Source organism: Woronichinia naegeliana WA131 (assembly GCA_025370055.1).
Taxonomy (GTDB): domain Bacteria; phylum Cyanobacteriota; class Cyanobacteriia; order Cyanobacteriales; family Microcystaceae; genus Woronichinia; species Woronichinia naegeliana.
In genome coordinates this window covers 7,491,656-7,514,811 of record CP073041.1, presented here as the reverse complement: position 1 = coordinate 7,514,811, position 23,156 = coordinate 7,491,656, and the positions used below count along the sequence as shown (strand labels likewise).

At 40.2% G+C, this 23,156-nt stretch carries 20 protein-coding genes and 4 pseudogenes; 12 read left to right on the top strand and 12 right to left on the bottom strand.

Features of this window, described 5'->3' with window-relative positions:
* Nucleotide 1: 1 nt before the first annotated feature.
* The 5 genes from coaBC (at nucleotide 2) to KA717_38245 (ending at nucleotide 4,842) form a co-directional block, all read left to right on the top strand.
* Nucleotides 2-1,216 carry a bifunctional phosphopantothenoylcysteine decarboxylase/phosphopantothenate--cysteine ligase CoaBC gene (coaBC, locus tag KA717_38265; GenBank protein ID UXE61169.1) on the top strand — a complete coding sequence of 405 codons (1,215 nt, stop codon included), beginning with the start codon at nucleotides 2-4 and terminating at the stop codon, nucleotides 1,214-1,216.
* A 440-nt stretch (nucleotides 1,217-1,656) separates the two neighbouring features.
* On the top strand, nucleotides 1,657-2,916 hold the full coding sequence (locus KA717_38260) for a lipase family protein (GenBank protein UXE61168.1): 1,260 nt from the start codon (nucleotides 1,657-1,659) through the stop codon (nucleotides 2,914-2,916).
* A 73-nt stretch (nucleotides 2,917-2,989) separates the two neighbouring features.
* Nucleotides 2,990-4,057 carry an IS4 family transposase gene (locus KA717_38255; protein ID UXE64915.1) on the top strand — a complete coding sequence of 356 codons (1,068 nt, stop codon included), beginning with the start codon at nucleotides 2,990-2,992 and terminating at the stop codon, nucleotides 4,055-4,057.
* A 345-nt stretch (nucleotides 4,058-4,402) separates the two neighbouring features.
* Nucleotides 4,403-4,627: a type II toxin-antitoxin system HicA family toxin gene (locus tag KA717_38250; GenBank protein ID UXE61167.1), complete on the top strand. Its 225-nt coding sequence runs from the start codon at nucleotides 4,403-4,405 to the stop codon at nucleotides 4,625-4,627.
* Nucleotides 4,628-4,674: 47 nt separating this feature from the next.
* A complete protein-coding gene (locus KA717_38245) occupies nucleotides 4,675-4,842 on the top strand; it encodes a type II toxin-antitoxin system HicB family antitoxin (GenBank protein UXE61166.1) in 168 nt (55 codons plus the stop codon).
* A gap of 727 nt (nucleotides 4,843-5,569) precedes the next feature.
* Here KA717_38245 and psbU read toward each other — a convergent pair.
* A complete protein-coding gene (gene psbU / locus KA717_38240; GenBank protein UXE61165.1) occupies nucleotides 5,570-5,980 on the bottom strand; it encodes a photosystem II complex extrinsic protein PsbU in 411 nt (136 codons plus the stop codon).
* 538 nt (nucleotides 5,981-6,518) lie between these two features.
* Here psbU and KA717_38235 point away from each other — a divergent pair.
* Nucleotides 6,519-7,154, top strand: a complete 636-nt coding sequence (locus KA717_38235; protein ID UXE61164.1) for a peroxiredoxin — start codon at nucleotides 6,519-6,521, stop codon at nucleotides 7,152-7,154.
* 106 nt (nucleotides 7,155-7,260) lie between these two features.
* Here KA717_38235 and KA717_38230 read toward each other — a convergent pair.
* Nucleotides 7,261-7,617 (bottom strand): annotated as a pseudogene (locus KA717_38230) (ISAs1 family transposase).
* Nucleotides 7,618-7,852: 235 nt separating this feature from the next.
* Here KA717_38230 and KA717_38225 point away from each other — a divergent pair.
* A pseudogene (locus tag KA717_38225) lies at nucleotides 7,853-9,190 on the top strand (IS5 family transposase).
* A gap of 261 nt (nucleotides 9,191-9,451) precedes the next feature.
* Here KA717_38225 and KA717_38220 read toward each other — a convergent pair.
* The gene (locus KA717_38220) at nucleotides 9,452-11,104 is read right to left on the bottom strand and encodes an iron uptake porin (GenBank protein UXE61163.1); all 1,653 of its coding nucleotides are present in this window, start codon (nucleotides 11,102-11,104) and stop codon (nucleotides 9,452-9,454) included.
* Between the two features lie 590 nt (nucleotides 11,105-11,694).
* Nucleotides 11,695-13,032: pseudogene (locus KA717_38215) on the bottom strand (IS5 family transposase).
* Between the two features lie 215 nt (nucleotides 13,033-13,247).
* Here KA717_38215 and KA717_38210 point away from each other — a divergent pair.
* A complete protein-coding gene (locus KA717_38210) occupies nucleotides 13,248-13,535 on the top strand; it encodes a peptidase (GenBank protein UXE61162.1) in 288 nt (95 codons plus the stop codon).
* A gap of 72 nt (nucleotides 13,536-13,607) precedes the next feature.
* Here the strand turns inward: KA717_38210 and KA717_38205 are convergent, their stop codons facing one another.
* The gene (locus tag KA717_38205) at nucleotides 13,608-15,128 is read right to left on the bottom strand and encodes a mercuric reductase (protein UXE61161.1); all 1,521 of its coding nucleotides are present in this window, start codon (nucleotides 15,126-15,128) and stop codon (nucleotides 13,608-13,610) included.
* Between the two features lie 28 nt (nucleotides 15,129-15,156).
* Between KA717_38205 and KA717_38200 the strand changes: the two genes are divergently transcribed.
* The gene (locus KA717_38200) at nucleotides 15,157-15,753 is read left to right on the top strand and encodes a PAP/fibrillin family protein (protein ID UXE61160.1); all 597 of its coding nucleotides are present in this window, start codon (nucleotides 15,157-15,159) and stop codon (nucleotides 15,751-15,753) included.
* A gap of 162 nt (nucleotides 15,754-15,915) precedes the next feature.
* On the opposite strand, the pseudogene KA717_38195 reads toward KA717_38200, so the two are convergent.
* The 5 genes and pseudogenes from KA717_38195 to KA717_38175 all read right to left on the bottom strand — a co-directional run bounded on the left by KA717_38195 (nucleotide 15,916) and on the right by KA717_38175 (nucleotide 18,993).
* Nucleotides 15,916-16,002 (bottom strand): annotated as a pseudogene (locus KA717_38195) (DUF2499 domain-containing protein).
* Between the two features lie 105 nt (nucleotides 16,003-16,107).
* A complete protein-coding gene (locus KA717_38190) occupies nucleotides 16,108-16,860 on the bottom strand; it encodes a hypothetical protein (protein ID UXE61159.1) in 753 nt (250 codons plus the stop codon).
* Nucleotides 16,857-18,182, bottom strand: coding sequence for an IS4 family transposase (locus KA717_38185; protein UXE64914.1), 1,326 nt, complete (start codon nucleotides 18,180-18,182; stop codon nucleotides 16,857-16,859). The genes KA717_38190 and KA717_38185 overlap by 4 nt, the downstream gene beginning before the upstream one ends.
* A 70-nt stretch (nucleotides 18,183-18,252) precedes the next feature.
* The gene (locus KA717_38180) at nucleotides 18,253-18,708 is read right to left on the bottom strand and encodes a transposase (protein UXE61158.1); all 456 of its coding nucleotides are present in this window, start codon (nucleotides 18,706-18,708) and stop codon (nucleotides 18,253-18,255) included.
* Nucleotides 18,709-18,837: 129 nt separating this feature from the next.
* Entirely contained in the window at nucleotides 18,838-18,993 is a 156-nt protein-coding gene (locus tag KA717_38175) for a hypothetical protein (GenBank protein ID UXE61157.1), read from the bottom strand.
* A gap of 75 nt (nucleotides 18,994-19,068) precedes the next feature.
* On the opposite strand from KA717_38175, the gene KA717_38170 reads away from it, so the two are divergent.
* Nucleotides 19,069-19,242 carry a hypothetical protein gene (locus tag KA717_38170; GenBank protein UXE61156.1) on the top strand — a complete coding sequence of 58 codons (174 nt, stop codon included), beginning with the start codon at nucleotides 19,069-19,071 and terminating at the stop codon, nucleotides 19,240-19,242.
* 215 nt (nucleotides 19,243-19,457) lie between these two features.
* Nucleotides 19,458-20,501 (top strand): IS630 family transposase, encoded by a 1,044-nt coding sequence (locus KA717_38165; GenBank protein ID UXE61155.1) that lies wholly within the window; start codon nucleotides 19,458-19,460, stop codon nucleotides 20,499-20,501.
* Here the strand turns inward: KA717_38165 and KA717_38160 are convergent.
* Nucleotides 20,483-20,971 (bottom strand): hypothetical protein, encoded by a 489-nt coding sequence (locus tag KA717_38160; protein ID UXE61154.1) that lies wholly within the window; start codon nucleotides 20,969-20,971, stop codon nucleotides 20,483-20,485. The two genes, KA717_38165 and KA717_38160, sit on opposite strands and share 19 nt — an antisense overlap.
* A gap of 164 nt (nucleotides 20,972-21,135) precedes the next feature.
* Between KA717_38160 and KA717_38155 the strand changes: the two genes are divergently transcribed.
* A protein-coding gene (locus KA717_38155) for an IS630 family transposase (GenBank protein UXE61153.1) occupies nucleotides 21,136-22,268 on the top strand; the annotation gives its coding sequence in 2 pieces (ribosomal slippage) (nucleotides 21,136-21,556 and nucleotides 21,556-22,268; 1,134 coding nt in all).
* On the opposite strand, the gene KA717_38150 is transcribed toward KA717_38155, so the two are convergent.
* Nucleotides 22,247-23,023, bottom strand: a complete 777-nt coding sequence (locus KA717_38150) for a TGS domain-containing protein (protein ID UXE61152.1) — start codon at nucleotides 23,021-23,023, stop codon at nucleotides 22,247-22,249. The two genes, KA717_38155 and KA717_38150, sit on opposite strands and share 22 nt — an antisense overlap.
* Nucleotides 23,024-23,156: the final 133 nt, after the last annotated feature.

The following is a 23,156-nucleotide window of genomic DNA, read 5'->3' as shown; positions in this document are numbered from 1 at the left end:
TATGGGTTTTCAGCAACGTCGCATTTTAATCGGTATTGGGGGCGGGATTGCAGCCTATAAGGTTTGTGAAGTCATTTCCCAACTATTTCAAAACGGGGCCGAAGTTCGAGTTATTCTCACCGCCACTGCCCAGCAATTTATTACGCCTCTTACCGTTGCCACCCTCAGCCGTCACCAGGCCTATACCGATCAAGATTTTTGGCAACCAATTCACTCTCGACCACTGCATATTGAGTTGGGGGAATGGGCTGAGTTATTGTTAATTGCCCCTTTGACGGCTAATACCCTGGCCAAGTTGGCCAATGGTTTGGCAGATAATTTATTAACCAATACGGTTTTGGCTTCCCGTTGTCCCATCCTTTTGGCTCCGGCTATGAATACGGATATGGGTGAGCAATGGGCAGTCCAACGCAATGAACAACTACTGCGTCAAGATCCTCGTTATTATTTCCTAGAGTCGGGCGTGGGTTTATTGGCCTGCGATCGCTGGGGCAAGGGCCGTATGGCAGAACCTCAGGCCATTTTAAAAACGCTAGAATCTTGGCTTTGTACCGGTGGACAACAGGATTTAAACGGCAAACATCTGTTAATTAGTGCGGGGGGAACGCGAGAATATCTAGATCCGGTTCGTTTTTTAGGCAATCCTTCCACTGGAAAAATGGGTTTGGCTCTCACTCAAGCCGCTTTGGATCGGGGAGCAACGGTGACATTGGTTCATGGCCCTTTAACGGGTATTCTACCTTTATCGACACGGTTAAAAACAGTAGCGATCGTCAATGCTGAACAGATGGAAAAGGCTTTACAGTTAGAGTTTCCGCTCTGTGATTGGTTGATCATGGCCGCCGCCGTTGCGGATGTCAAACCAAGCGATTGTGCCACCACCAAATTACCGAAAAGCCAGTTACCAGCCTCTTTGCCTTTAACCCCTGTTCCCGATTTAGTGGCTCAGTTGACAGCAAGGAAAAAGCCTCATCAATTAGTGATTGGTTTTGCTGCCCAAACCGGAGATATTATCACACCGGCTAGGGAAAAATTAAGCCGTAAAGGGTTAGATTTTATTGTTGCTAATCCCATTGATCGAGCGGCTGCTGGCTTTGGCACGGATACTAATAAAGCGGTTATTTTAGGGAAAGCTGGTCAACAAACGGCGATCGCGCCCTGTTCTAAATTAGTCTTAGCCCATGAGCTTTATAATTTTATCAAGCAGGATAGTTAGAAAAAACATTACTATTCGAGTGTGGTTTATTTCCACCTCAAAATTAATTTTTGCCAAATATAAAGCGGCGATCTTATTTTTAAGTTTCAAAAATTGATAGGTGATCGCACTTCATCAGAGAAAGCGATCGCCGCAACTTGACAATTAGGCGAAAACGAAGTTACCATGTCCCTAACAAAATCGGCGATCGCACTTGAGTCGGCACACGGTAACTCGACAGTGAGGTTATCATTTCCCCTAATTGCGTTCCTTAAAAAAAGCGACAAGATCGGCGATCGCACTACTCTCTCTCCTTCCAATGAGGTATTTTTATGGATCACTACTTAAACAAACTAAAAATTTCGAGAAGGCATTTACTAAAATATAGCCGAGGATTCATTGGAGTAAGTTCTTTAACAGTATTATTAGGAAACTGTTCTAAATCATATACGGAGCTAAAAATGTCTGAAAAAGCACTTTCTGAAAAAGCACTTGATTATTTAAGAAAATGGAATTCTGAGGCTCAGATTGCTAGTATTTCTCCAATATTCCGAAATATTATTGAAACATTGGTCAATGAGCCTCATATGAAGCCGATTGGAAATATTGAAGATTTTGACACAGCAAAACTCCTCTGCACATTACAAGATAGAACACGAATTAAAATGTTTACAAACCCAAAAGGAGTAGACCACCTATTTTTAGCGGATTCCCAAGGCAGAATAATATTTGGAAGCTATTCTTTGGAAGAGTTTTTTTTGAAGAATCACAATGAAGAATTAACAAAAGCTATTGAGCTTATAGCAGAGCAAAAGCCAGAAATCAATCTATACAATCCTGGTGAAAAGTATATCAATCTCCCTGTACATAAGATGACAATCCCCGAAGGATTTGATCGCTACAGAGCAATGGAACTGGGGAATCTGGTGCGAATAGCCTACAACGATTATGATAATAGCCAAAAGCAAGCATTGTACTTGAAAGAAGGCGATACAATCTTGACCCGTAAAGCTGAGATGATCGTCAATCCCATTACTCAATACTGGATTAACTCATCAGAAAACAGCAATAAAACTGATTTCTACAAATACAAGGTCATCAAAATATTAAAAGCCAAGGAAATTGACAAAGCTCATAATTTTGGCTTCATTCTTGAGCAGGAGTCTGAACAAACTAATGAGAAAACATACTTTGTTGTTTTGCGAGGAACAATATCACCATTTGAGTGGCTTAAGGATGCTAAATTTAAACTCGTTCCCCCATGCTTTGAAATCAAAGGACAAGACAACGACAGAGTAAAAATCAGTGAAGGCTTTAACGATATTTATAAATCTAAGGCTGATGGAGATGATTTATCAATCAATGATACCATTCAGAATTTCCTCAATAAATTAGCTAAAGAAGGTGACGGACAAAAGAAGAAAATATATGTAACAGGACATAGTTTAGGTGCGGCACTCGCAACTCTCTCAACCCTTCACATTGCAGAAAATAATTTTTCACCCACTCTATATGCTTTTGCTTTTCCACGAGTTGGCAATCTAAAATTTGCTCAACGGTTTTCAGAAAAAGTAGTCTATGCTCAGGCTTTTCGGATTGCTAACTGTGAGGATTTGGTGAATGGCTTACCGACAGGAACTATTACTGAGTTGACAGGACCTGAAATGAAAAAAGAGAAAGATCCTAATGATTTTCTAACAGGAATTATAGAGATGCTCTAAGTACAGGACAAAAGGCTTGAAAAGTATACGAGAAAGGGGTTTCATGGAAGATGAACGTAATGTAAGAAAACCCATGAGCCAATATAACGCATTGAAACAAGCCCTAAAACCCCATTTGGGATGGCATGGTGCCAGACTCTCCTTCCTAGCCTTGTTCTTACTCGCCCTCCTCAAAGTGAAAACGGTTAACCTTAAAGAATTGGCCCTGGGTTTTGAAGGTCGGGCATTGGTGGATTCTCATTACAAACGCTTACAACGCTTTTTCTCAGGATTTGAGCTGGATTACCATCACATTGCCCGTATTGTAGTCAGTTGGCTGGATATCCCTCAACCTTGGGTATTAAGTATTGACCGCACAACCTGGGAGTTTGGCAGTCATGGTTATAATATCCTCACTGTCGGCATTGTCCATGAAGGAGTAGCCATTCCCATCTTGTGGTGGATGCTTAGCAAGAAAAAGGGCAATTCTAACAGTGATGAACGAATGCGTTTTATCGAGGAGATGCTCAAGATTTTTCCCACCGCCCTGATTCGTTGTTTATGTGGCGACCGTGAGTTTATTGGTCAGGCTTGGCTTCGCTATCTTCTGCTCGAACCGCTACTGGCTTTCTGTCTGAGAATTCGGGCTACGGACAAGATTGAGCACAATGGCAAGCTTTTGGCCGCCAAAGTCATTTTTGCCCATCTTGCTATTGGTGAATCTCAACGTCTTCAAGGGAGTTGTCGGGTTTGGGGATATCCTGTTTCTGTAGAGGCTCTTCGCTTGCCTGATAATTCTCTACTCATCGTCATTGGACATCCCGATTCCCAAGGTCTTATTCACGATTATGCCCTGCGTTGGGGCATTGAAACCCTTTTTGGCATCTTTAAGACTCGTGGCTTTTGCTTGGAATCTACTCACTTTACTGACCCCAAGCGTCTTCGTAAGCTTTTGGCTTTACTGACTTTAGCTTTGGCTTGGTCTCTCAAAACTGGTCTAGCAATTCATCATCTTCATCCCATTCCCCTCAAGAAACATGGTCGCCTCGCGCAGAGTCTTTTTCGTCTTGGTTTTGACCATCTTCGTCATCTTGTTCTTAATCCTTCTCTACCCAATTTTTCTCTTTTTCTCGACTCCCTACATTTTTTGTCCTGTACTTAGAGAGATGCTACCTATTTTGAAATCTATCTTTTCTAAAGATGCTTATGAACACGTTGGCCAACCTGTTTATTTTAGTCATCAGACTGGGGCTATTTCCAGTAATCATAATATGAGTGTAACCTATTGTGGTGCTATATGAGGAGTGCGATCGCCGTTATCTTGTTGATTAAACTTTAAAACCGCTTCGTTGACTATTGAAAGTGCGATCATTTTAGGCTGTTGAAAGTGCGATCACAGTATAATAAGTGTGATCGCTACTCTTGTAAGATGCGATAACGAAAAGTAGCTTACCTTATTTGTTATAATTTGGGATAAAATGAAAAGAGTAAAATATAAAAATCATCCATGCCGAGGAAAATTCGAGAGTTTAAAGCACAAATTGCCCGTGAAGGATTTATTTATTTACCCAAAAGAGGAAAAGGCAGTCATGAACGTTGGCAACATCCTTTAATCAAAAAAAACTTAACAATTCCTGGCAAAGATGGCGATGATGTTCCCATTTATTTAGAAAAACAACTCACTAAAATACTTGTTGAATTGCAACAATCAAAGGAGAATGAAGACTCATGAATCAGTATAGTCTGCTTATTCAATGGTCAGAAGAAGATCAGTTATTCTTGGTTACAATTCCTGAATTTTCTGAACAAGTTATTATGCCTTGTACGCATGGAAAAACTCGTGAAGAAGCGATTCGTAATGGAGAAGAAGTCATTGAAATGTATCTAGAAGCATGGGAAGCCGAAGGTAAAACGATTCCTGTACCGAAAACCTTACAAGTTGCCTAATGATTCTTTTTGGAGGTAATTTAATGTCTGAGAAAAATCATACTACGATGTCAGATGAAGCTTTAATGGAACATTTTTTAGTGCGATCGCTTTCACATTGTTGATTAAGGTTTAAAAATGCGATCACGTTAGCTTTTGAAAGCGCGATCAAGCAAATGTAGGTTAGTTGATAAAAGTGCGATCGCGGCTTGGGATAGGAAAGCAAAGGGTGATAGCCGTTATCTGGTTGATTAAATTTTAAAATTGCGATCGTTTTGGCTTTTGAAATTGCGATCAAGCAAATGTAGGTTAGTTGATAAAAGTGCGATCGCGGCTTGGGATAGGAAAGCAGATGATGTTATAAACCTGTGGATCGATCCTCTGAATCGTAGTCACTTTGCCCATTAGAAAGCTATCTATCCACAGATTCAGAACACTACCTCTTTGTCTTGTTTTTTAGTACGAAATGTGGGCTTAAAGGCTTGCTGTGTCTAAAACTGAGAATTGCTGCTTTACGCCTGAGTTTAGGATTAAGCATTCCTGTTACTAGCGAATTTTACGTCAAGCAGGAGTGACAAGAGATGAGTGGTTTGGAGAATAATAAAAAGGCGATCGCAGTTGACTCTAATCACAAAAAAACACCCCTAGGGTTAGGAGTGAATTCTAAAGGACAAAATTTAAAGATTTTATCTAAAGTTTGGACAATGAGAACCGCCCAAGATAACCCAAGTAGTCCCAATAATCAACTTTAGTAAACACCAGGATTAATACGATCATCCCCTTCTGTTAATTCCGAGGAAGTTGCTGTCACAGTAAATTTATCTAAATTAGCCTGTAAACGAGATTTTTGCTTTTCACTTAAACCAGGAAGATCTAAAACCTCATCTACCTTTTCATAGGGAGCATTTTTGATGATTTTGCTGGCCAAATTCGGGTAAAAACCGCGTAAACTACGAAAATCCCGAATATCACTGTTATTTAAATCAATTTTCTTGCCAAATTCAGTGGATAACTTTGCATCTACCGCATTAACGCGAACATCCGCTAATACAGTTGCAGAAGTCGGCAAATTAAAAGCCTGGGCTGGTGCCTGGCCCAGAAAACCAAGACAACCTACTAAAAGGGTTAATAGAATAAAAAGACGGGACAGAATTTTCATGAATAGTTCTCCTAATGGAACACACAAAATTTTATAGAGATGGGGAATCAACCACCCAGCACAGACCACAGACAGGGCTAAAACAAATTATCTCTCTTCTGTTAGTCTAGGAAGGCATTTTCAGACCTCAAAGACTGAAGTTCTTCCATAGCAAGACTTTTGAGCTATTAAGTTAGGAGAAAACACACATTCTATTTTATCCTCAGAAATAACGACAGAATTCTTGTTGAACAAGGGTTGTAGGATTTGAGATTTAAAATCATTTCCTAAAGTAACACAAGAGAGTTATAGCGGTTTTCACCTTAGTGAGGTATGAAAGTAGCTCTCAAAGCTTTGCTGTATAAGCATTCTTATGATTTCATCCTTGCTTAAAACGCTATACATTGTATTGTAGAGTTTTCGGGGACGCTTGACCAGAGAACGAATGCTGCTGTTTTCAGTAAAATTCCATGAAGTCTCTAGGAAAAGGGGATTTTCTGTGGCACAATAATCTCAAGTCCTTTAGGATCATGTCTTAAGTGTTCTAGGAAAAAGTATTATGGTACTGCAATTAGGTGATATTGTTCCCGATTTTACCCAGGAATCCAGCGAAGGGACTATTTCCTTCCATGAATGGGCTGGAGATAGCTGGGTAGTATTATTCTCCCACCCCGCCGATTTTACGCCAGTTTGCACAACCGAACTGGGAACAGTGGCCAGCCTAAAACCAGAATTTGACAAGCGGAATGTTAAGGTAATTGCCCTGAGTGTGGATGATGTGGACTCCCATAAAGGTTGGATTGGCGATATTAACGAAACTCAAAATACAACGGTTAATTATCCCCTTTTGGCGGACAGCGATCGCCTAGTTTCTGGTTTTTATGGAATGATTCACCCTAACTCCTTAAATAATCTGACTGTGCGATCAGTTTTTATCATTGATCCCCATAAAAAACTGCGCTTAACCTTTACCTATCCTGCCAGTACTGGACGCAACTTTGCCGAAATTTTACGGGTTATCGATTCTCTGCAATTGACCGACTATCACCAGGTCGCTACGCCGGCTAACTGGCAAGATGGCGATGATTGTGTAGTTGTACCTTCCATCCCCACCGAGGAAGCGCGGACTAAATTCCCCAAAGGTGTCAAGGAAATTAAACCCTACCTACGACTGACTCCCCAGCCGAATAAATAATTTTTTCTCATCAGGGATTCAGCACATTCACCAAAGATTAGGGAAGCACCGCCAAGCTTCCTTTTTTTGTCTCAATTCCTAGAGCGTGTCACAGGGCAAAAGCATCTTATCCGAGTAAAATCTTAAGGAGATAGTCCTCGTCCCAACCAGCGCGTAGCCGTTTATTCTTGATACCAAGTTTCAGGGTATTTTCCCTTGTGAGCAAGTTAAGAGCGATATGACGTAAGACGGCTAAATTCTCAGGCGCGAAATCCTTGCGAATGCGACAAGCATCCTCATTGAAAGCCAAGTCTAGAACCCAGTGTAAAGAGTTCTCTATCAACCAATGACTGCGAACAGATTGGCATAACTTTTGAGCATTACTCGGTAGGCTACTGATATAGTAGCGGGTCTCGTACTCTGTTTTGTCCTTTAAGCGTCTCTCCGATTGAATCATACAGATGCTCGTCAACTTTGCCCATTTCTCTGCACCCAGCAAAAATTCCTTGCTGTAAAGTTTTCGTTGATTACATCTGACGCGAGCTCGAAAGCCCTATCGTACCGTTTCACAGGATAATCTATCAACGAATTATTTAGGGCTTGCTGAAAAAAGCTGAGACCTTTACGGAGAAAAATAGTAGGCGAATTAAGAACCGCTAGAATGCACGAAAATAGGGTAGAATGCCTCAAAACCATTGCATTAAGAAGAGAGAAAGCAGATGTACCGAAAGCAACAGTACTCAATTGAAACACCAGAAAACTTGAAAAATCTGTTCGGCGGGCAGTTAGACGAAGAAAATCGTTGGATAGAAATGTCAAAAATGATTCCCTGGGAAGAATATGAGGAAGAATATGCAAAAAACTTCACAGAAAAAAAAGGAGCCCCAGCCAAATCATTTAGAATGGCATTAGGAGCATTAATTATCAAAGAAATTTCAGGAAAAAGTGACAGAGAAACAGTAGAACAAATAAAAGAGAACCCTTATTTACAGTACTTTATAGGAATGGAAAGCTATAGTAGCAAAGAAGCATTTAATGCGTCAATGATGGTTCATTTTCGTAAAAAAATAGGAATGGAATTAATAAATAAAATTAATAAAGAAATAGAAAAAAAAGCGACGGGTGTAGCGTCAGAAAAAAAAGAAAATGAAGGAAAGTTATTGTTAGATGCGACTTGTACACCAGCAGATATAAAATATCCAACGGATATAGGAATATTGAATGATGCAAGAGAAAAAACAGAAAAAATAATAGATAAGCTGTATGAAGAAATAAAAGAGAAAAGGAAAGAAAAGCCGAGGACTTATAGGGAAGTGGCAAGAAAAGAGTACTTAGCCATAGCAAAAAAACGTCGTGTGTCAAAAAAAGAAAGAAGAAAAGGAACAAAAAAACAACTAGGATATATAAAAAGAAACTTGTCTCATATAGAAAAAATGATAGAAGAGGGAGCAAAGTTAGAAAAACTAACGAAAAAAGAGCAAGAAGAGCTTGTAACGATAGGAAAAGTGTATGAGCAACAGTTAGAAATGTATGAAAAAAAGACAAATAAAGTAGAAAACAGAATTGTGAGTGTAAGCCAACCTCACGTGCGTCCAATAGTGCGTGGAAAAGCGGGAAAAGCAGTAGAGTTTGGAGCTAAAATATCGGCAAGTAATGTGAATGGCTTTGTCTTCTTAGACAAATTAAGTTGGGATAATTACAACGAATCGGGAGATTTACAAGCGCGAATAGAAGAATATAAAAGGGAAACAGGATGTTATCCGGAATCGGTTCATGTGGATAAAATCTATCGAACAAAAGCGAATCGAGCTTATTGTAAAGAAAGGGATATAAGAATGAGTGGTCCCCGATTGGGAAGACCGCCGAAAGAGGTGAGCAAAGAAAAAAAGAAAGAGGCACGCTCAGATGAAAGAGTGCGTAATGCCATTGAGGGTAAATTCGGACAGGGAAAGAGGAAATTTAGTCTTGGTCGAGTGATGGCCAAACTACCTGAGACCTCGGAAACGGTAATTGCGATGAACTTTTTGGTAATGAATCTTTCTACTCTACTTCAGAAGACAAAAAGTAAAAAGTTGTAGAGTCGTTTTTCTTGTGAAAAATGGTGTTAATTTTCCTCTCTTTTGTGAGGAGTGATTTGTGTTGACCTTTTTAGACAGAAAGGAACAATAGATTAAACAAAATCTGTATTTTGATTTGTTTCCATAAGGATAAGTTATCTATGCTTTTTCAGTCCATACTTCCCTAACCCACATTTCTTTCGTTTTTTGACTTTTTCAGCAAGCCCTATTTACAGGTAGGAAATATCAACAGAATGTTGACTAAAAGGTAAAAGTTGTGCGAATTGTGCCAATAACCAAGGATGAATTGCGCGTATCGTTATCTGGGGCAGTAATGATCATAATGCCAGGCGTAATTTGAATATTATCATTCACAGCATATTGATAAAAAGCTTCAATATAGAAGGAATTATTACGATCAGCCGCACTCACAGGGCCGTTGGCTGTGTTTAAAATGACATTAGAACTTGTTACCCAAGGCTGCATTCCTAACACAATTCCCCCTAAGTTACCCTCCTGAAAAGCATCAGGAAAGGCTAGAGTAACGGCCCAGTCCCAAATGTCCAAGCTGCCTTGATTAAGCTGACCTTCTAAACTACTCAGCGTTAAAGCCCTAGTATAACCTCCCCAGCCAGCTAGTACAAACCGATCCGCTAGACCTAAGCTAAATTCCAAGCCGTAGGAATTACTGACAATGGGAACGGATTGTCCTAATTGATCTTCAACAAAAAATTGAAAATTAGACCGTTGACTACCCACTTCAGTATCCAGGGTATTATAACCATGACGGTAAGTTAACATTACTCCTGTATTTTTCTGATCGGGAGAAACGTAGCCAACTTGAGCGATCGCCGCATAGGCCCCATTAAATACACCTTTGCCTTGACTAGGATTGTTGGCATCAGGAGCTAAATAACCGCCACTGAAAGAGAAATCTCCCCATTGACTTTGCATCCCCAGACCAGCCCCCTCTCCTCCATAATAAATTGAGCTACGGGTTCCAAACAGTGAAATAGATCCCGAATTACCATCACCATCTAGAACATTCAAAATACGGTTAAAATCATCAAAAGCTCCCCCCGTACCATATATTCCGAGGGTAATATTCTCCGTTGCGGGAAAAGTATAAAAAGTTTTTTCTATTCCGACTTCGTTATTCTGAGATTGGGCAAAACCTAAAGAACTCTGAAATGTTCCAGTCTCGTCGAATAAATCTGTTTGGTTTCCCGTCGATAAACGAGTAAACAGCAGATCTTCGCCCGTAAAGCTAGTACTTAATTCTAGACGGTTGCGATAGCCTAGGGTCGGATTTTTAGAAATAGTTTCCTGCCCCTGATCTTTCTCACCAGCGGCCACTCCCACTAGGCCTAAAACCGTTACTCCATTTAATTTGGTCGTCGTTGAGAAAGCATGATCTTCTAGATAAGCAGTACGAGCTTCTAGGTTATCAATCTTTGTCCCCAAAGCGTTGAGTTCCGTTTCAAAATTTTGAGCCAAAGCCTTGAGTTTATCCAAGTCTTCTCGCAAAACAGCAACATTTTCCTGTAAAAGTCTTTCAATCGTATTCATGCAGGCGTTTAAGCCTGCCGCAAATTCCCAACGACTTAAAGACCGATCGCCTCGAAAGGTGCGATCAGGATAACCGACAATGCAACCATAGCGTTCTACTAAACTTTTCAAAGCTTCGTAGGCCCAATCCTGGGGAGAAACATCGCGCAATTCCGACACACTGGTTACTTGAGACGCTTGAGAAGATTCTTTGTTGATTGGATCGCCTAACCAACCATCTAATGCCTGGGTTTTATAGATAGTACGAAGAGGACGAGTTAAGGTTTGTGCCTGGAGAGGACTTAAAGGAGCTATCACAGCGCAAAAAACAGAGACAATCAAGCCTTTGACAAGAAATTTCAGCATAATTCACCCAATTAAAACCCAATTAAAACAAGAAAATTGTTTGAGCCTATCTTCTGGCAAGAAAACATTTCGGCACATAAATCATATCACAAAACACTGCCTAGCTATATACCGCTTTCTTTGTCAAGAAATGTAGTCATTCAGCTTTATTATTGATTGAGGTAAGTAATTAAGTTTTTGAGTGATTTTGAATTATTAGGCTTATTTATTGTCAAGGAAAAAGCAATCATAAAGTATTGCGAAGAAATCAGGTTAGAATCGCCAATAATAAAATTTAGTTTCTTTTTCTTGAATTAACAGAGAAATAGGGTGTCAAAGAAGAATTTATTGCGAATCTTACTTGTTAATAGGGATTTATAATTAGGGCTTGCTGAAAAAGTCAAAAAACGAAAGAAATGTGGGTTAGGGAAGTATGGACTGAAAAAGCATAGATAACTTATCCTTATGGAAACAAATCAAAATACAGATTTTGTTTAATCTATTGTTCCTTTCTGTCTAAAAAGGTCAACACAAATCACTCCTCACAAAAGAGAGGAAAATTAACACCATTTTTCACAAGAAAAACGACTCTACAACTTTTTACTTTTTGTCTTCTGAAGTAGAGTAGAAAGATTCATTACCAAAAAGTTCATCGCAATTACCGTTTCCGAGGTCTCAGGTAGTTTGGCCATCACTCGACCAAGACTAAATTTCCTCTTTCCCTGTCCGAATTTACCCTCAATGGCATTACGCACTCTTTCATCTGAGCGTGCCTCTTTCTTTTTTTCTTTGCTCACCTCTTTCGGCGGTCTTCCCAATCGGGGACCACTCATTCTTATATCCCTTTCTTTACAATAAGCTCGATTCGCTTTTGTTCGATAGATTTTATCCACATGAACCGATTCCGGATAACATCCTGTTTCCCTTTTATATTCTTCTATTCGCGCTTGTAAATCTCCCGATTCGTTGTAATTATCCCAACTTAATTTGTCTAAGAAGACAAAGCCATTCACATTACTTGCCGATATTTTAGCTCCAAACTCTACTGCTTTTCCCGCTTTTCCACGCACTATTGGACGCACGTGAGGTTGGCTTACACTCACAATTCTGTTTTCTACTTTATTTGTCTTTTTTTCATACATTTCTAACTGTTGCTCATACACTTTTCCTATCGTTACAAGCTCTTCTTGCTCTTTTTTCGTTAGTTTTTCTAACTTTGCTCCCTCTTCTATCATTTTTTCTATATCAGACAAGTTTCTTTTTATATATCCTAGTTGTTTTTTTGTTCCTTTTCTTCTTTCTTTTTTTGACACACGACGTTTTTTTGCTATGGCTAAGTACTCTTTTCTTGCCACTTCCCTATAAGTCCTCGGCTTTTCTTTCCTTTTCTCTTTTATTTCTTCATACAGCTTATCTATTATTTTTTCTGTTTTTTCTCTGGCATCATTCAATATTCCTATATCCGTTGGATATTTTATATCTGCTGGTGTACAAGTCGCATCTAACAATAACTTTCCTTCATTTTCTTTTTTTTCTGACGCTACACCCGTCGCTTTTTTTTCTATTTCTTTATTAATTTTATTTATTAATTCCATTCCTATTTTTTTACGAAAATGAACCATCATTGACGCACTAAATGCTTCTTTGCTACTATAGCTTTCCATTCCTATAAAGTACTGTAAATAAGGGTTCTCTTTTATTTGTTCTACTGTTTCTCTGTCACTTTTTCCTGAAATTTCTTTGATAATTAATGCTCCTAATGCCATTCTAAATGATTTGGCTGGGGCTCCTTTTTTTTCTGTGAAGTTTTTTGCATATTCTTCCTCATATTCTTCCCAGGGAATCATTTTTGACATTTCTATCCAACGATTTTCTTCGTCTAACTGCCCGCCGAACAGATTTTTCAAGTTTTCTGGTGTTTCAATTGAGTACTGTTGCTTTCGGTACATCTGCTTTCTCTCTTCTTAATGCAATGGTTTTGAGGCATTCTACCCTATTTTCGTGCATTCTAGCGGTTCTTAATTCGCCTACTATTTTTCTCCGTAAAGGTTTCAGCTTTTTTCAGCAAGCCCTAATTATTTTTATCTCAATTAAGCCCAGAAGGTAAGTTTCAGGATAGAATAAGAAGATATCTGTCAATAAATGTGTTTAGGATGATACGCCTATGCTTCGTACTTTCCGTAAATATCATCGAACCTTAGCCCTTATTGCCTGCTTACCTTTAATTGTCACGGTGATTAGTGGCGTTGGTTACACTATTATGGGCGAATGGTTCCATCAAGATGAAATTGGGGAATTTCTCCTCTCATTACATACTTTTGAAATTATTCATTTAGAAAAAATTTATCCCCTGCTCAATGGCATTGGTTTAATCGGTTTATTGGTGACAGGAATAACCATGACAGGTATTTTTAAAAAACGTCCTCCAACGCCAAAAACAGGGGATTCTTAGGGATTTTTTCTACTCGATATTTATCAAATCTTGACAAACTTAAATCAGATAAAAGCATAATAAATTTCCTGTTCAGGAAAATTTGGTCAGGAATTTTAAAAAAGTCTGGGTGCGAGGCGTTAATTTTGTCCGACGGTAGGCATCTGCTGCTTTTTTGATCATTTCGGACTGGGTGGGGTAGGGATGAATAATTTTTGCCAACTTACTCAGTCCCATCTTGGTCGCGATCGCCGTTGTGATTTCTGAGATCAATTCTCCACCAGAACGAGCCACGATGGTGGCCCCTAAAATGCGATCAGAATTTTTAGCCAGGATAATTTTAATAAACCCTTCCGTTTCGCCATCAATAATAGCGCGATCAACGATATCTAAAGAGATTTTAATAATATCAATACTAATTTTTTGCTGCCCTGCTTCTGCTTCTGAAAGCCCAACCTGGGCAATTTCTGGATCAGTATAGGTCACTCTTGGAATGACTAAATGACTCAGTTTTTCTCGTCCCAAATTGAAAGGAGAAAAAAGCATATTTTTAATAACAATTCGGGCTGTGGCATCGGCAGCATGGGTAAATTTTTGACTTAAACAAATATCTCCGGCGGCATAAATCTTAGGGTTGGTAGTTTGTAGATAATCATTAACCTTTACGCCTATTTTTTGATCAGATTCAACGCCCACTGCTTCTAAATTTAAGCCTTCCACATTAGGAACGCGACCAATGCCCACTAGGATTTCATCAACTGTGATGGTTTTCAATTGATTCTGATCACGATAGTAAATAACCTTTCCGTTGGCAATTTTTTCTACTCGTTCTATCTGAGTATTCAAATGTAATTGTATTCCTACTTGGCTAAAAATAGTTTGGATGATCAGGCCCGCATCTTGATCTTCTTTGTTTAAAAGCTGATCCTGGCTATGAAATAAAATTACCTGGGAACCTAAACGCTGAAATGTTTGTGCTAATTCACAACCAATGGGGCCACCTCCGATCAGGGCTAAACGAGAGGGTAATTGGGTCAGGGAAAAAACGGTTTCATTGGTCAGAAAGCCTGCCGCCGCTAATCCTAAAATGTCTGGTGCTTTGGCTCTCGCTCCCGTTGCAATTACGGCTTTTTTATAGGGTAAAATCGTCTCTCCCACCGCGATCGCTGCATTATCTGCTGAATTATTTAAAAAATGGGCCGAGCCGAAAAACACATCCACACCTAGATTTTGAAAACGAGAGGCTGAATCCTGGTGACTCATCTCAGCACGAACTTTTTGCATTCGTTCCATCACCGCCGCAAAATGAATCTCAGGTTCCGTCGCCAAAGTAATTCCCAGGGACGGCGATCGCTGCATTTCCCCCAGGACACGAGCGGCCCGAATCAGGGCTTTAGAGGGAACACAGCCAAAATTGAGACAATCTCCCCCCAGCCAGTGTTTTTCGACTAGGGCAATTTTTAAACCAATTCCTAGACCGGCTGCTCCGGCAGCTACCACTAATCCGGCAGTTCCGGCCCCAAGGACAACTAAATCGTAGGAGTTTTGAGGAGGAGGATTGATCCAATCGGGTGGATGAACATGGGATAATAGGGCTTGATCATCGTTATTCATATTTTATTTATACGGGTTCTTGTTGCTTATGCAGGAAAAAACAAAACTCCTCGAAGCGATCGCGGGCAGAAATCGAGGCTTACGGGCGACAGAAATGGATCGGATCAATATTCTGACAGCAGTAGAGCATTTGGAAGATCTCAATCCCAATGCCCAGCCCCTAAATAATCAATCTCTATTAGATGGCAACTGGCGATTACTTTATACGACTAGTCGCAATCTGTTAGGCTTGGATCGCTTTCCCCTGATCGACCTGGGGGAAATTTATCAATGTATTCGGACAACGGAATCTAAACTCTACAATATCGCTGAATTTGTTGGCCTACCTTTTCTGGATAGTTTGGTGGTGGTAGTGGCCAGCTTCGTGCCGGTTTCTGAACGTCGAGTTGAAGTCAAGTTTGAACGCACCATCGTCGGGTTACAAAAAATTATCGGCTATAAAAATCCCAATCAACTGATTCAGGATCTAGAACTGGAAAAACGCTTTTTAGCAGTGGATTTTGGCCTACCCCAACGAGAATCTCTGGGCTGGTTAGAAATCACCTACTTAGACGAAGATCTCCGCATCGGACGCGGTAGTGAAGGCAGCGTTTTTATCTTGGCAAAAGACAATTATCATGGGTAATGATTTTATTAGGGAGATGACTCGCATCATTAAATCTGACTTTTCCCGTTAAGTCTAAAATCTAGCAATGCAAACTTCTAGACTCTTTATCTGGCAAGGCTTTGAGAAATAATTCTCTTGACAGGAAAATATATATTCTGAAGCTATCATCGTGACTTCACCATATTTCCAGACCAGAGCGATCGAGGCTATCCACTCAATCACACTAGAAACATGGATAATCCAGGTGGGAATGGAAAGAGCGTGCATGGTTAAAATCTCCGCAATTGGCTAACAAAAGTCTGATTCTGTTTAATTTACAACAACTCGGTAGCTGGACAGTGGGAAGTTTATGGATGCCAGATAAGGTAATGACTATGCGACGAAAGTAAGCATATCAGGGCTTGAGGAAGAGGCAAGTTTAGCGGTAAGGAATTTAGGCAAAAGCAGACTGGGTGGACTTTGAGGAAAAATCATTTGGGCTTGATGTTGAAGGGCTAGTTGAGCAATCCGTTCACTAGGGTAGCCATGGGATGGTAATGTCCGAAACCATCGAGGAAAATTAGCCCAAATCCCCTGGGGTAACTCTAAGGCGAGAATTTGAAGTAGCCCTAAAGCAATGGCATTAAGGTTAACAAAACGCTCAAAGGCTTCTACCTTGTTTAAAATCTGAGTCTGAACAGCTTGTGGATAGTCACTGAGGATAAGATTGCTGGGCCAGGTAGGTAAAGTAGGAAGACTCTTAAGCCAAAAACGATAGGCAAAGCTGCCCAAAAGATGGACTAATTGACGAAAAGTGACTTCAATCTTAAATCGGAGACCGTAAGCGGCAATAATCTCAGGTCCAGTCAAACAGAGATCAGTAGAAAGCAGAATCAGTCGTCGTCCGTTAGGCAATTGGGTCAGAACAAACTTGACGAGCTGATGGGGACTATCCCAGTGGAACTCAAAGCACTGATAAGAAACCGTGACTTGTTGACCATAGAGCCAGACTTTAGCTGTCGGAAAGTCCGCCGCCAGAGCGAACAGCTTTTCTAGTTTTATCGAACTCCCCCAAATCCGTGGTCGTCCTCTCCCCGTCAGCGTCGGCACGGAACAAAAGGGGGCATAGGCGACCATCCGTGTCAACTTAAAGGAATGGGTTCCCAAATTTGTTGATTGAGAGCGGCCTTTTCTCGATGTCGCTTTCTCTCAGCTTTGACCAAACCAAATAACTTAGCACGTTCAGCCAGATAGGTTACTGTATCAGGCTTTTCTCCTCTAGCAATAGCCTTCGCTACATAGTATAGACTCCGAAACACCATCTCTACTGAGATTTTTTCTTTCGGTTGATTTAGAGCAATCGCCACTTCCCCTACCAATTGATTTAAGACCGTATAGAAAATCAAAGTGCAAATAATCTGGATTTGGACACCATTCTTATTCCCTACCCATAAATAGGCTAGTCCTAAAAGTCTTTTCGTTAATAAAAAGGCTTCTTCGATTGTCCATCGTCTTCGATATAAATCACAGACCTCTTCGGCGGACAGTTGTTCGGGAGACAACACATTTGTTAAATACTGATACCAGATTGTTCCCCATAATACTGAGACTAATCTCACCGGATGCTTGCAAGGATTAGAACGGTAATTTCCCATAATGATAATCTCATCTCTGTAATGACTACCTTGAGACAATACTTGTTTGGTTTTGTAAGATGTACCCGCTCTAAATCTGGTTAGAAAAAACTTTTTAGCTTCTGTTAACAAATCAAACCACACAAAGCTAAAAAATCCCATATCTACAAGAATTAAACCATTTTCTGGTAATTTAGCTGCCAATTCTTCACACCATATTTTATCATTTGATTTATCATTTTCTGTGTACCATAAAGTAACGGGTCTTTGGGTAAAGGCTTCCACTACCATCATTATTTTACCCCCCAATTTACTCTTTTCTTCTTTACTTATTTTCATATTTTTCCTTATCTGCTCTAGCGTTGAGCCATCTGCTATCCACACTGCACTAAACTTTTCTCTTATTTTTTCCCATTTTTCTCCTACTTGGAGCTTCTTCCCTTTTTCGGCTGCTTTTTCTAACACTCCTTTTAGTAATATTGCAAATATTTCGGCTGGCACATTCATCATTCTTTTTGATACTGCCTGTTTGCTTACTTTTAATGATGCTACCCATAGCAATCCCTCTTCCTCTAACAGTCTTACCGCTTCACTTATACCCGCTATTTGACGATACACTATACTTAACACTAATGCCACCATTACTGGTAAATTTAATACCCTATCTCTCATCATTTTCTCATGAGTTCCCTGTAAATATTTTAATGGTGTAAACATTGTGGGTTCTAGTAATTCAAACAACTCTTTTGTTATTTCAGGGATTTCTACCCCTGGCTGATTTGTCTTACGACGTAAGTCTGGGTTTCCTTTTCTCCGAGGATGTTGTCTTGCCATTTGTTTTTTGCTCACTTTTTTATATACTAACCTTTTTTTCAGCCTACTCTTACTTCCGCCTGCTTTTAGGCTAATCTTTTGTGAGTAGGCATTTTGGCTTAAGTTGACACCAATGATAGGCGACGGTGGAGCAACGCACTCTTGTGATTAGATGCAAGGCGTTCTGGCGAAAACTTTTGAGCACTGGTTCGCAAGCAAAATAAGCATCCAAAATTACATAAATCCCTGCCTCTGCGTAAGTAACACAAAGGTCAGCCATTTTTGTCACCAGGCTCGTCTTCACCTTTTTTTTGCCTTTTCCCTCCCCCTTCTCGGTTGCTTTGGACTTGATGCCATCGTCTAGCCGCAACACTAAGGGCAAGGCAAAGCAGGCTTTCCCTACTCCCACCAAAATACTCAAGGCATTGAAGTAATGACCCCTTATCCACTCTGGCTTGGACACATCTTCCGATTCTTGGTGTAGTCGTTTTACACCTGGCATCTTGCGTCCTTCTTTCCCCACTTTGATGCCATCACCCACATACACCCGTTTCCCTTTAATTCTGTATAGACTTTCATGCTGACTTAGCCACTTTGACCATTGTAAAGTTAGTCCTTCGACCCTAAACGCCTTGGAATCAAACCAATGTAGAGCCTGATTGTAGTAGCTCTCTGTTCAGCCAATGGCATTGACATAGCTAGTTATTGCGCTGGGTTGGCTGTTGAGCACTACTCCCCAGACTAACAGGATAAACCATTGGAACGTTGCTTCTCGGCTAAAGGCTGGACGGAGATTATTGAGGATTTGCTCTAGTCGCTGACATAGTTGCATAATTGATAGATAGCACTGGCTATCGATTTTCTTATATCAGCCAGTTTCGGACATAACGGCACTCTTTTGTATCGGATGTCCGATTTTCTTTTCTCCACTTACACGCCTCGAGAACTTCCCACTGTCCAGCTCGGTAGAATAGAGCAAATTAGCTTTCAACGGGCGATCGCCTTATCAAATTTAGTGCGTCCAGGCAATAAACCCATAACGCGAAGTTGTAAGACATCAGGGGACAAATCCTTAAGCTGAGGTTCTAAATCCTCTAATTGTGCTTTTTCTGCACAGAGAACATAAAACTCCAGAATGGCGGGATTACGTTCAGCATCTACTTTTAGGATATCAACATTTCGGCCAAAAAGTTTGGTTAATTTATCAGAGATATACTGAACACGGTCACAAGTTGCGAATTTTAAAAATAAGAGATAATATAGTAAAAATAGAAAAAGTAGTCAAGAGGCTGAGAAATGATTAAGTTAGAATTTACGGAAGAAGACAAAAGACTGTTGTCTTACGGTCGGTTTAATCACCCGCATCCTAGAGTACAGCTAAAGATGGAAGTTTTATGGTTAAAAAGTCAGGGATTATCTCATCAAAAAATTGCTCAATTCGCAGGAGTTTCAGTAAATACGGTGACAAGCTATATCCGTGATTATCAAGAGGGCGGGATAGAAAAACTAAAAGAAATAAAATTTAATCGCCCGAAAAGCGAGTTAACAGAGCATCAAGGGACAATTGAGGCATATTTTGAGTCAAATCCACCAGCAAGAATAAATGAAGCAGTAAAAAGAATAGAAGAATTAACGGGAATAAAAAGAAGTCCAACGCAAGTCAGAAAATTTTTAAAGTCAATAGGAATGAGGTGTCTAAAGGTGGGAACAATTCCATCAAAAGCAGATGTAGAAGCTCAGGATAGCTATAGAGAAAAAGAGCTAGAACCAAGGCTAGAAGAGGCAAAAGCAGGAAAAAGGGCAGTTTTCTTTGTAGATGCCTCTCATTTTGTAATGGGAGCATTTGTAAATTTTATATGGTGCTTCAAAAGGATTTTTATTAAGTCACCATCAGGGAGAAAACGTTTTAATGTGTTAGGAGCATTAAATGCAATTACCCATGAAGTAATTATGGTAACGAACAGTTCTTATATTACGGGAACTCAGGTTTGTGAACTCCTAGAAAAGATAGCAGAATTAGGACTATTAATACCGATTACGTTGGTATTAGACAATGCTCGTTATCAAAAATGCCGAATTGTGCAGGAGTTGGCAGAATCATTAGGAATAGAGTTACTGTACTTACCTCCTTATTCTCCTAACTTGAATTTAATTGAAAGACTGTGGAAGTTTGTGAAAAAGAAGTGTTTATACGCAAAATATTATGAAGATTTTACGCAGTTTTCTGCAGCAATTTCAGGATGTCTTGAAGATGCTAACGTAAAATATAAGGAGGAGCTTGATTCTTTGCTCACCTTACGATTTCAACGCTTTGATAAATCTCAGATTATGAACGTTTGAAGTATACTCATTAAAATGCCAGGACGATTTTTCATTGTCACCTGAATTTCAACCGTACAAACCTGACAATTCCACTGTAGTATTTGTTGATGTTCGGGTCTGATATTATTCAGATTAGGACAGTCTTGACGATGAACTCGCAGTAGGGGCTTCTTATTACGTTCACTGATAATGCCAACAATCTCACCATCCTGGGGCAACGGAAAACAGCAGGTTGCCAGAATAATTTCTTGGTTAGGTTCAGTCCCTAAAAGAGAAGGCTTTGTGCCAACTAAAGTACGGTTAGAAACGGATAGCCCTTTTGCTTTGAATCTCGATTCAACTATTTGTATTACTTTTTCGATGCCAATCGCCCCCGATCCTAATTTTTCCAGCAAGGTTAAAGTATTTTTATAATGGAGTCTTCGAGCAACGTAAAGATAGGTTTCTCCATTAAGATAATACTGATTGTCAAACTGTTGTTTTAACATTTTGATGCCATTCTCAATATCTTTTTCTTTGAACCATTGGCGAATTTTTTCCTTCGCTTTTTTAGTAGCAACAAATTCTAGTGGTCTGTCAAGCTAAAGATTGTGAATTTGAGGGAAAATGGAGAGGCTATTCATTACCTCAACAGATATCGTAATAAGTAACCATGCTCAAGACCTATATTGTCCGATTAAGTCAAGAAGAACGTCAGACCCTAAAAGATTTGGTATCCATCGGCAAAGGAGCGGCTTACAAAATTAAGCACGCCAATATTCTGTTAAACATTGATGTGAATGGACAAGGATGGACGGATGAGGAAGCTGCCGCCGCCTTTAGTTGTCACCGTAACACAGTCGCCAATCTCAGGGAGCGATTGGTCAATGAAGGTGTGGAGTCAGCATTAAGCCGCAAGCCCCGCAAAACGCCGCCTCGTCAACCGATTATTGATGGAGAGGTAGAAGCAAAACTAATCGCCTTACGTTGTGGAGAACCGCCTGCTGGTCAAGCCCGTTGGACATTGAGGTTACTAGCCGACAAGGCGGTCGAGTTAGAAATTGTGCCAGCAATTAGTCACGAAACCGTGCGTCAAGTGTTAAAAAAAACGAACTAAAACCTCATCTGCGACAGATGTACGTGATTCCACCAGAAAAGAGTGCCGAATTTGTGTCTAACATGGAAGATGTTCTAGAAATTTATCACCGACCCTATGACCCCAATTGTCCAGTGATTTGCATGGATGAGCAACCTATACAATTGGTCAAAGAAACCCGCCTTCCTCTACCAGCCAAACCTGGACAGCCAGAGGCGCATGATTACGAATATGAACGCAATGGAACAGCCAATATCTTTATGTTTACAGAACCCTTGTCTGGGTGGCGAAAGACAGTTGTCAGTGAACGTAGAACATCGGTTGACTGGGCAACAGAAATTAAGAATTTACTCGATAACGACTATGCTGATAACGACAAAGTCATTTTAGTATGTGATCAGCTAAATACTCACAAACTTGCCTCACTATATGAAGCATTTGAGCCTTCCACGGCTCGTCGTCTAGTCGAACGGTTGGAAATTCACCATACCCCAAAACATGGCAGTTGGCTTAATATTGCTGAAAACGAGCTGTCCGCAATGACTCGGCAATGCCTAGCTCGTCGAATTCCAGATCGGGAAACTTTAGAGCAAGAAACAACGGCTTGGTACACTCAGCGCAATCATTCCCAAAAGTCGGTAGATTGGCAATTCACGACGGCTGAGGCTCGTATCCGTCTCAAGCGTCTTTATCCACAAATAGAAAATTGACAGACCACTAGCCAAGCGCGATCAGGACATTGATCAGGCCGTTCAATGATTTGAACAATCTGATTATCCCGTAATTGTGTATTAAGAGAAACCTCTTTGCCGTTAATTAAGGCTCCTTGACAGCGATGGCCAATATTTGTATGCACTCCATAGGCAAAATCTACAGGGGTTGGATGCTTATTAGTTTGGGGATCAAAGCTTAGTTGAATCTCTTTACCCGCAGGAGTTCTGGAAATAATCACTCCTCTGGAATCATTAAATGGAGAATCCTTGTCTAACCAATCAGCCAACGATTCTAAGTCAAAAATTGGTAAATCTTGATATTCTAAACCGAGATTTTTATTAGCAATAAATTCTTGTATGACAACAGGCTCATCGGTAAGATAGACTGAGCCACCACCAATTTCCTTGGCAAAGACAAGATTAACAATATCTTCAAAAGCCAGACTATCTGGGTAAGGACGTAAATTATTCGCTTCTTCTAAAATATTGTGGTACTCAATGCCATGCTCTGAATTAACCCGAACCCAATCGAGTAATTCACTGGTCAGTCTTTTTTGTTCATTAAGACGGGGATATTTTAGCTCAATATAACGAATTGCTGAATTGATAGTAATCGGCGAAACTTCGATATAAAGTTCCCCTGCTTGAATCGCTTGTTTGAGTTGAGCAATGCGATCATCTGGCTGTTCTGGCTCAAGCAAGAGGTCTAGTAGGGGAGAAAAACTGGCAACGATGTGATAAGGATAGTCCAAAATTCTCTAGCAGCCAAAACCTTAATGAGATTCGGCTCCCATTCTAACAAGTTTCCAGCAAAAAGGTCACAACACCATCAGGCATTGTGTTTTTCAAGCTATTTCATTCCAAAATCTATGCTTGTGATCCCTC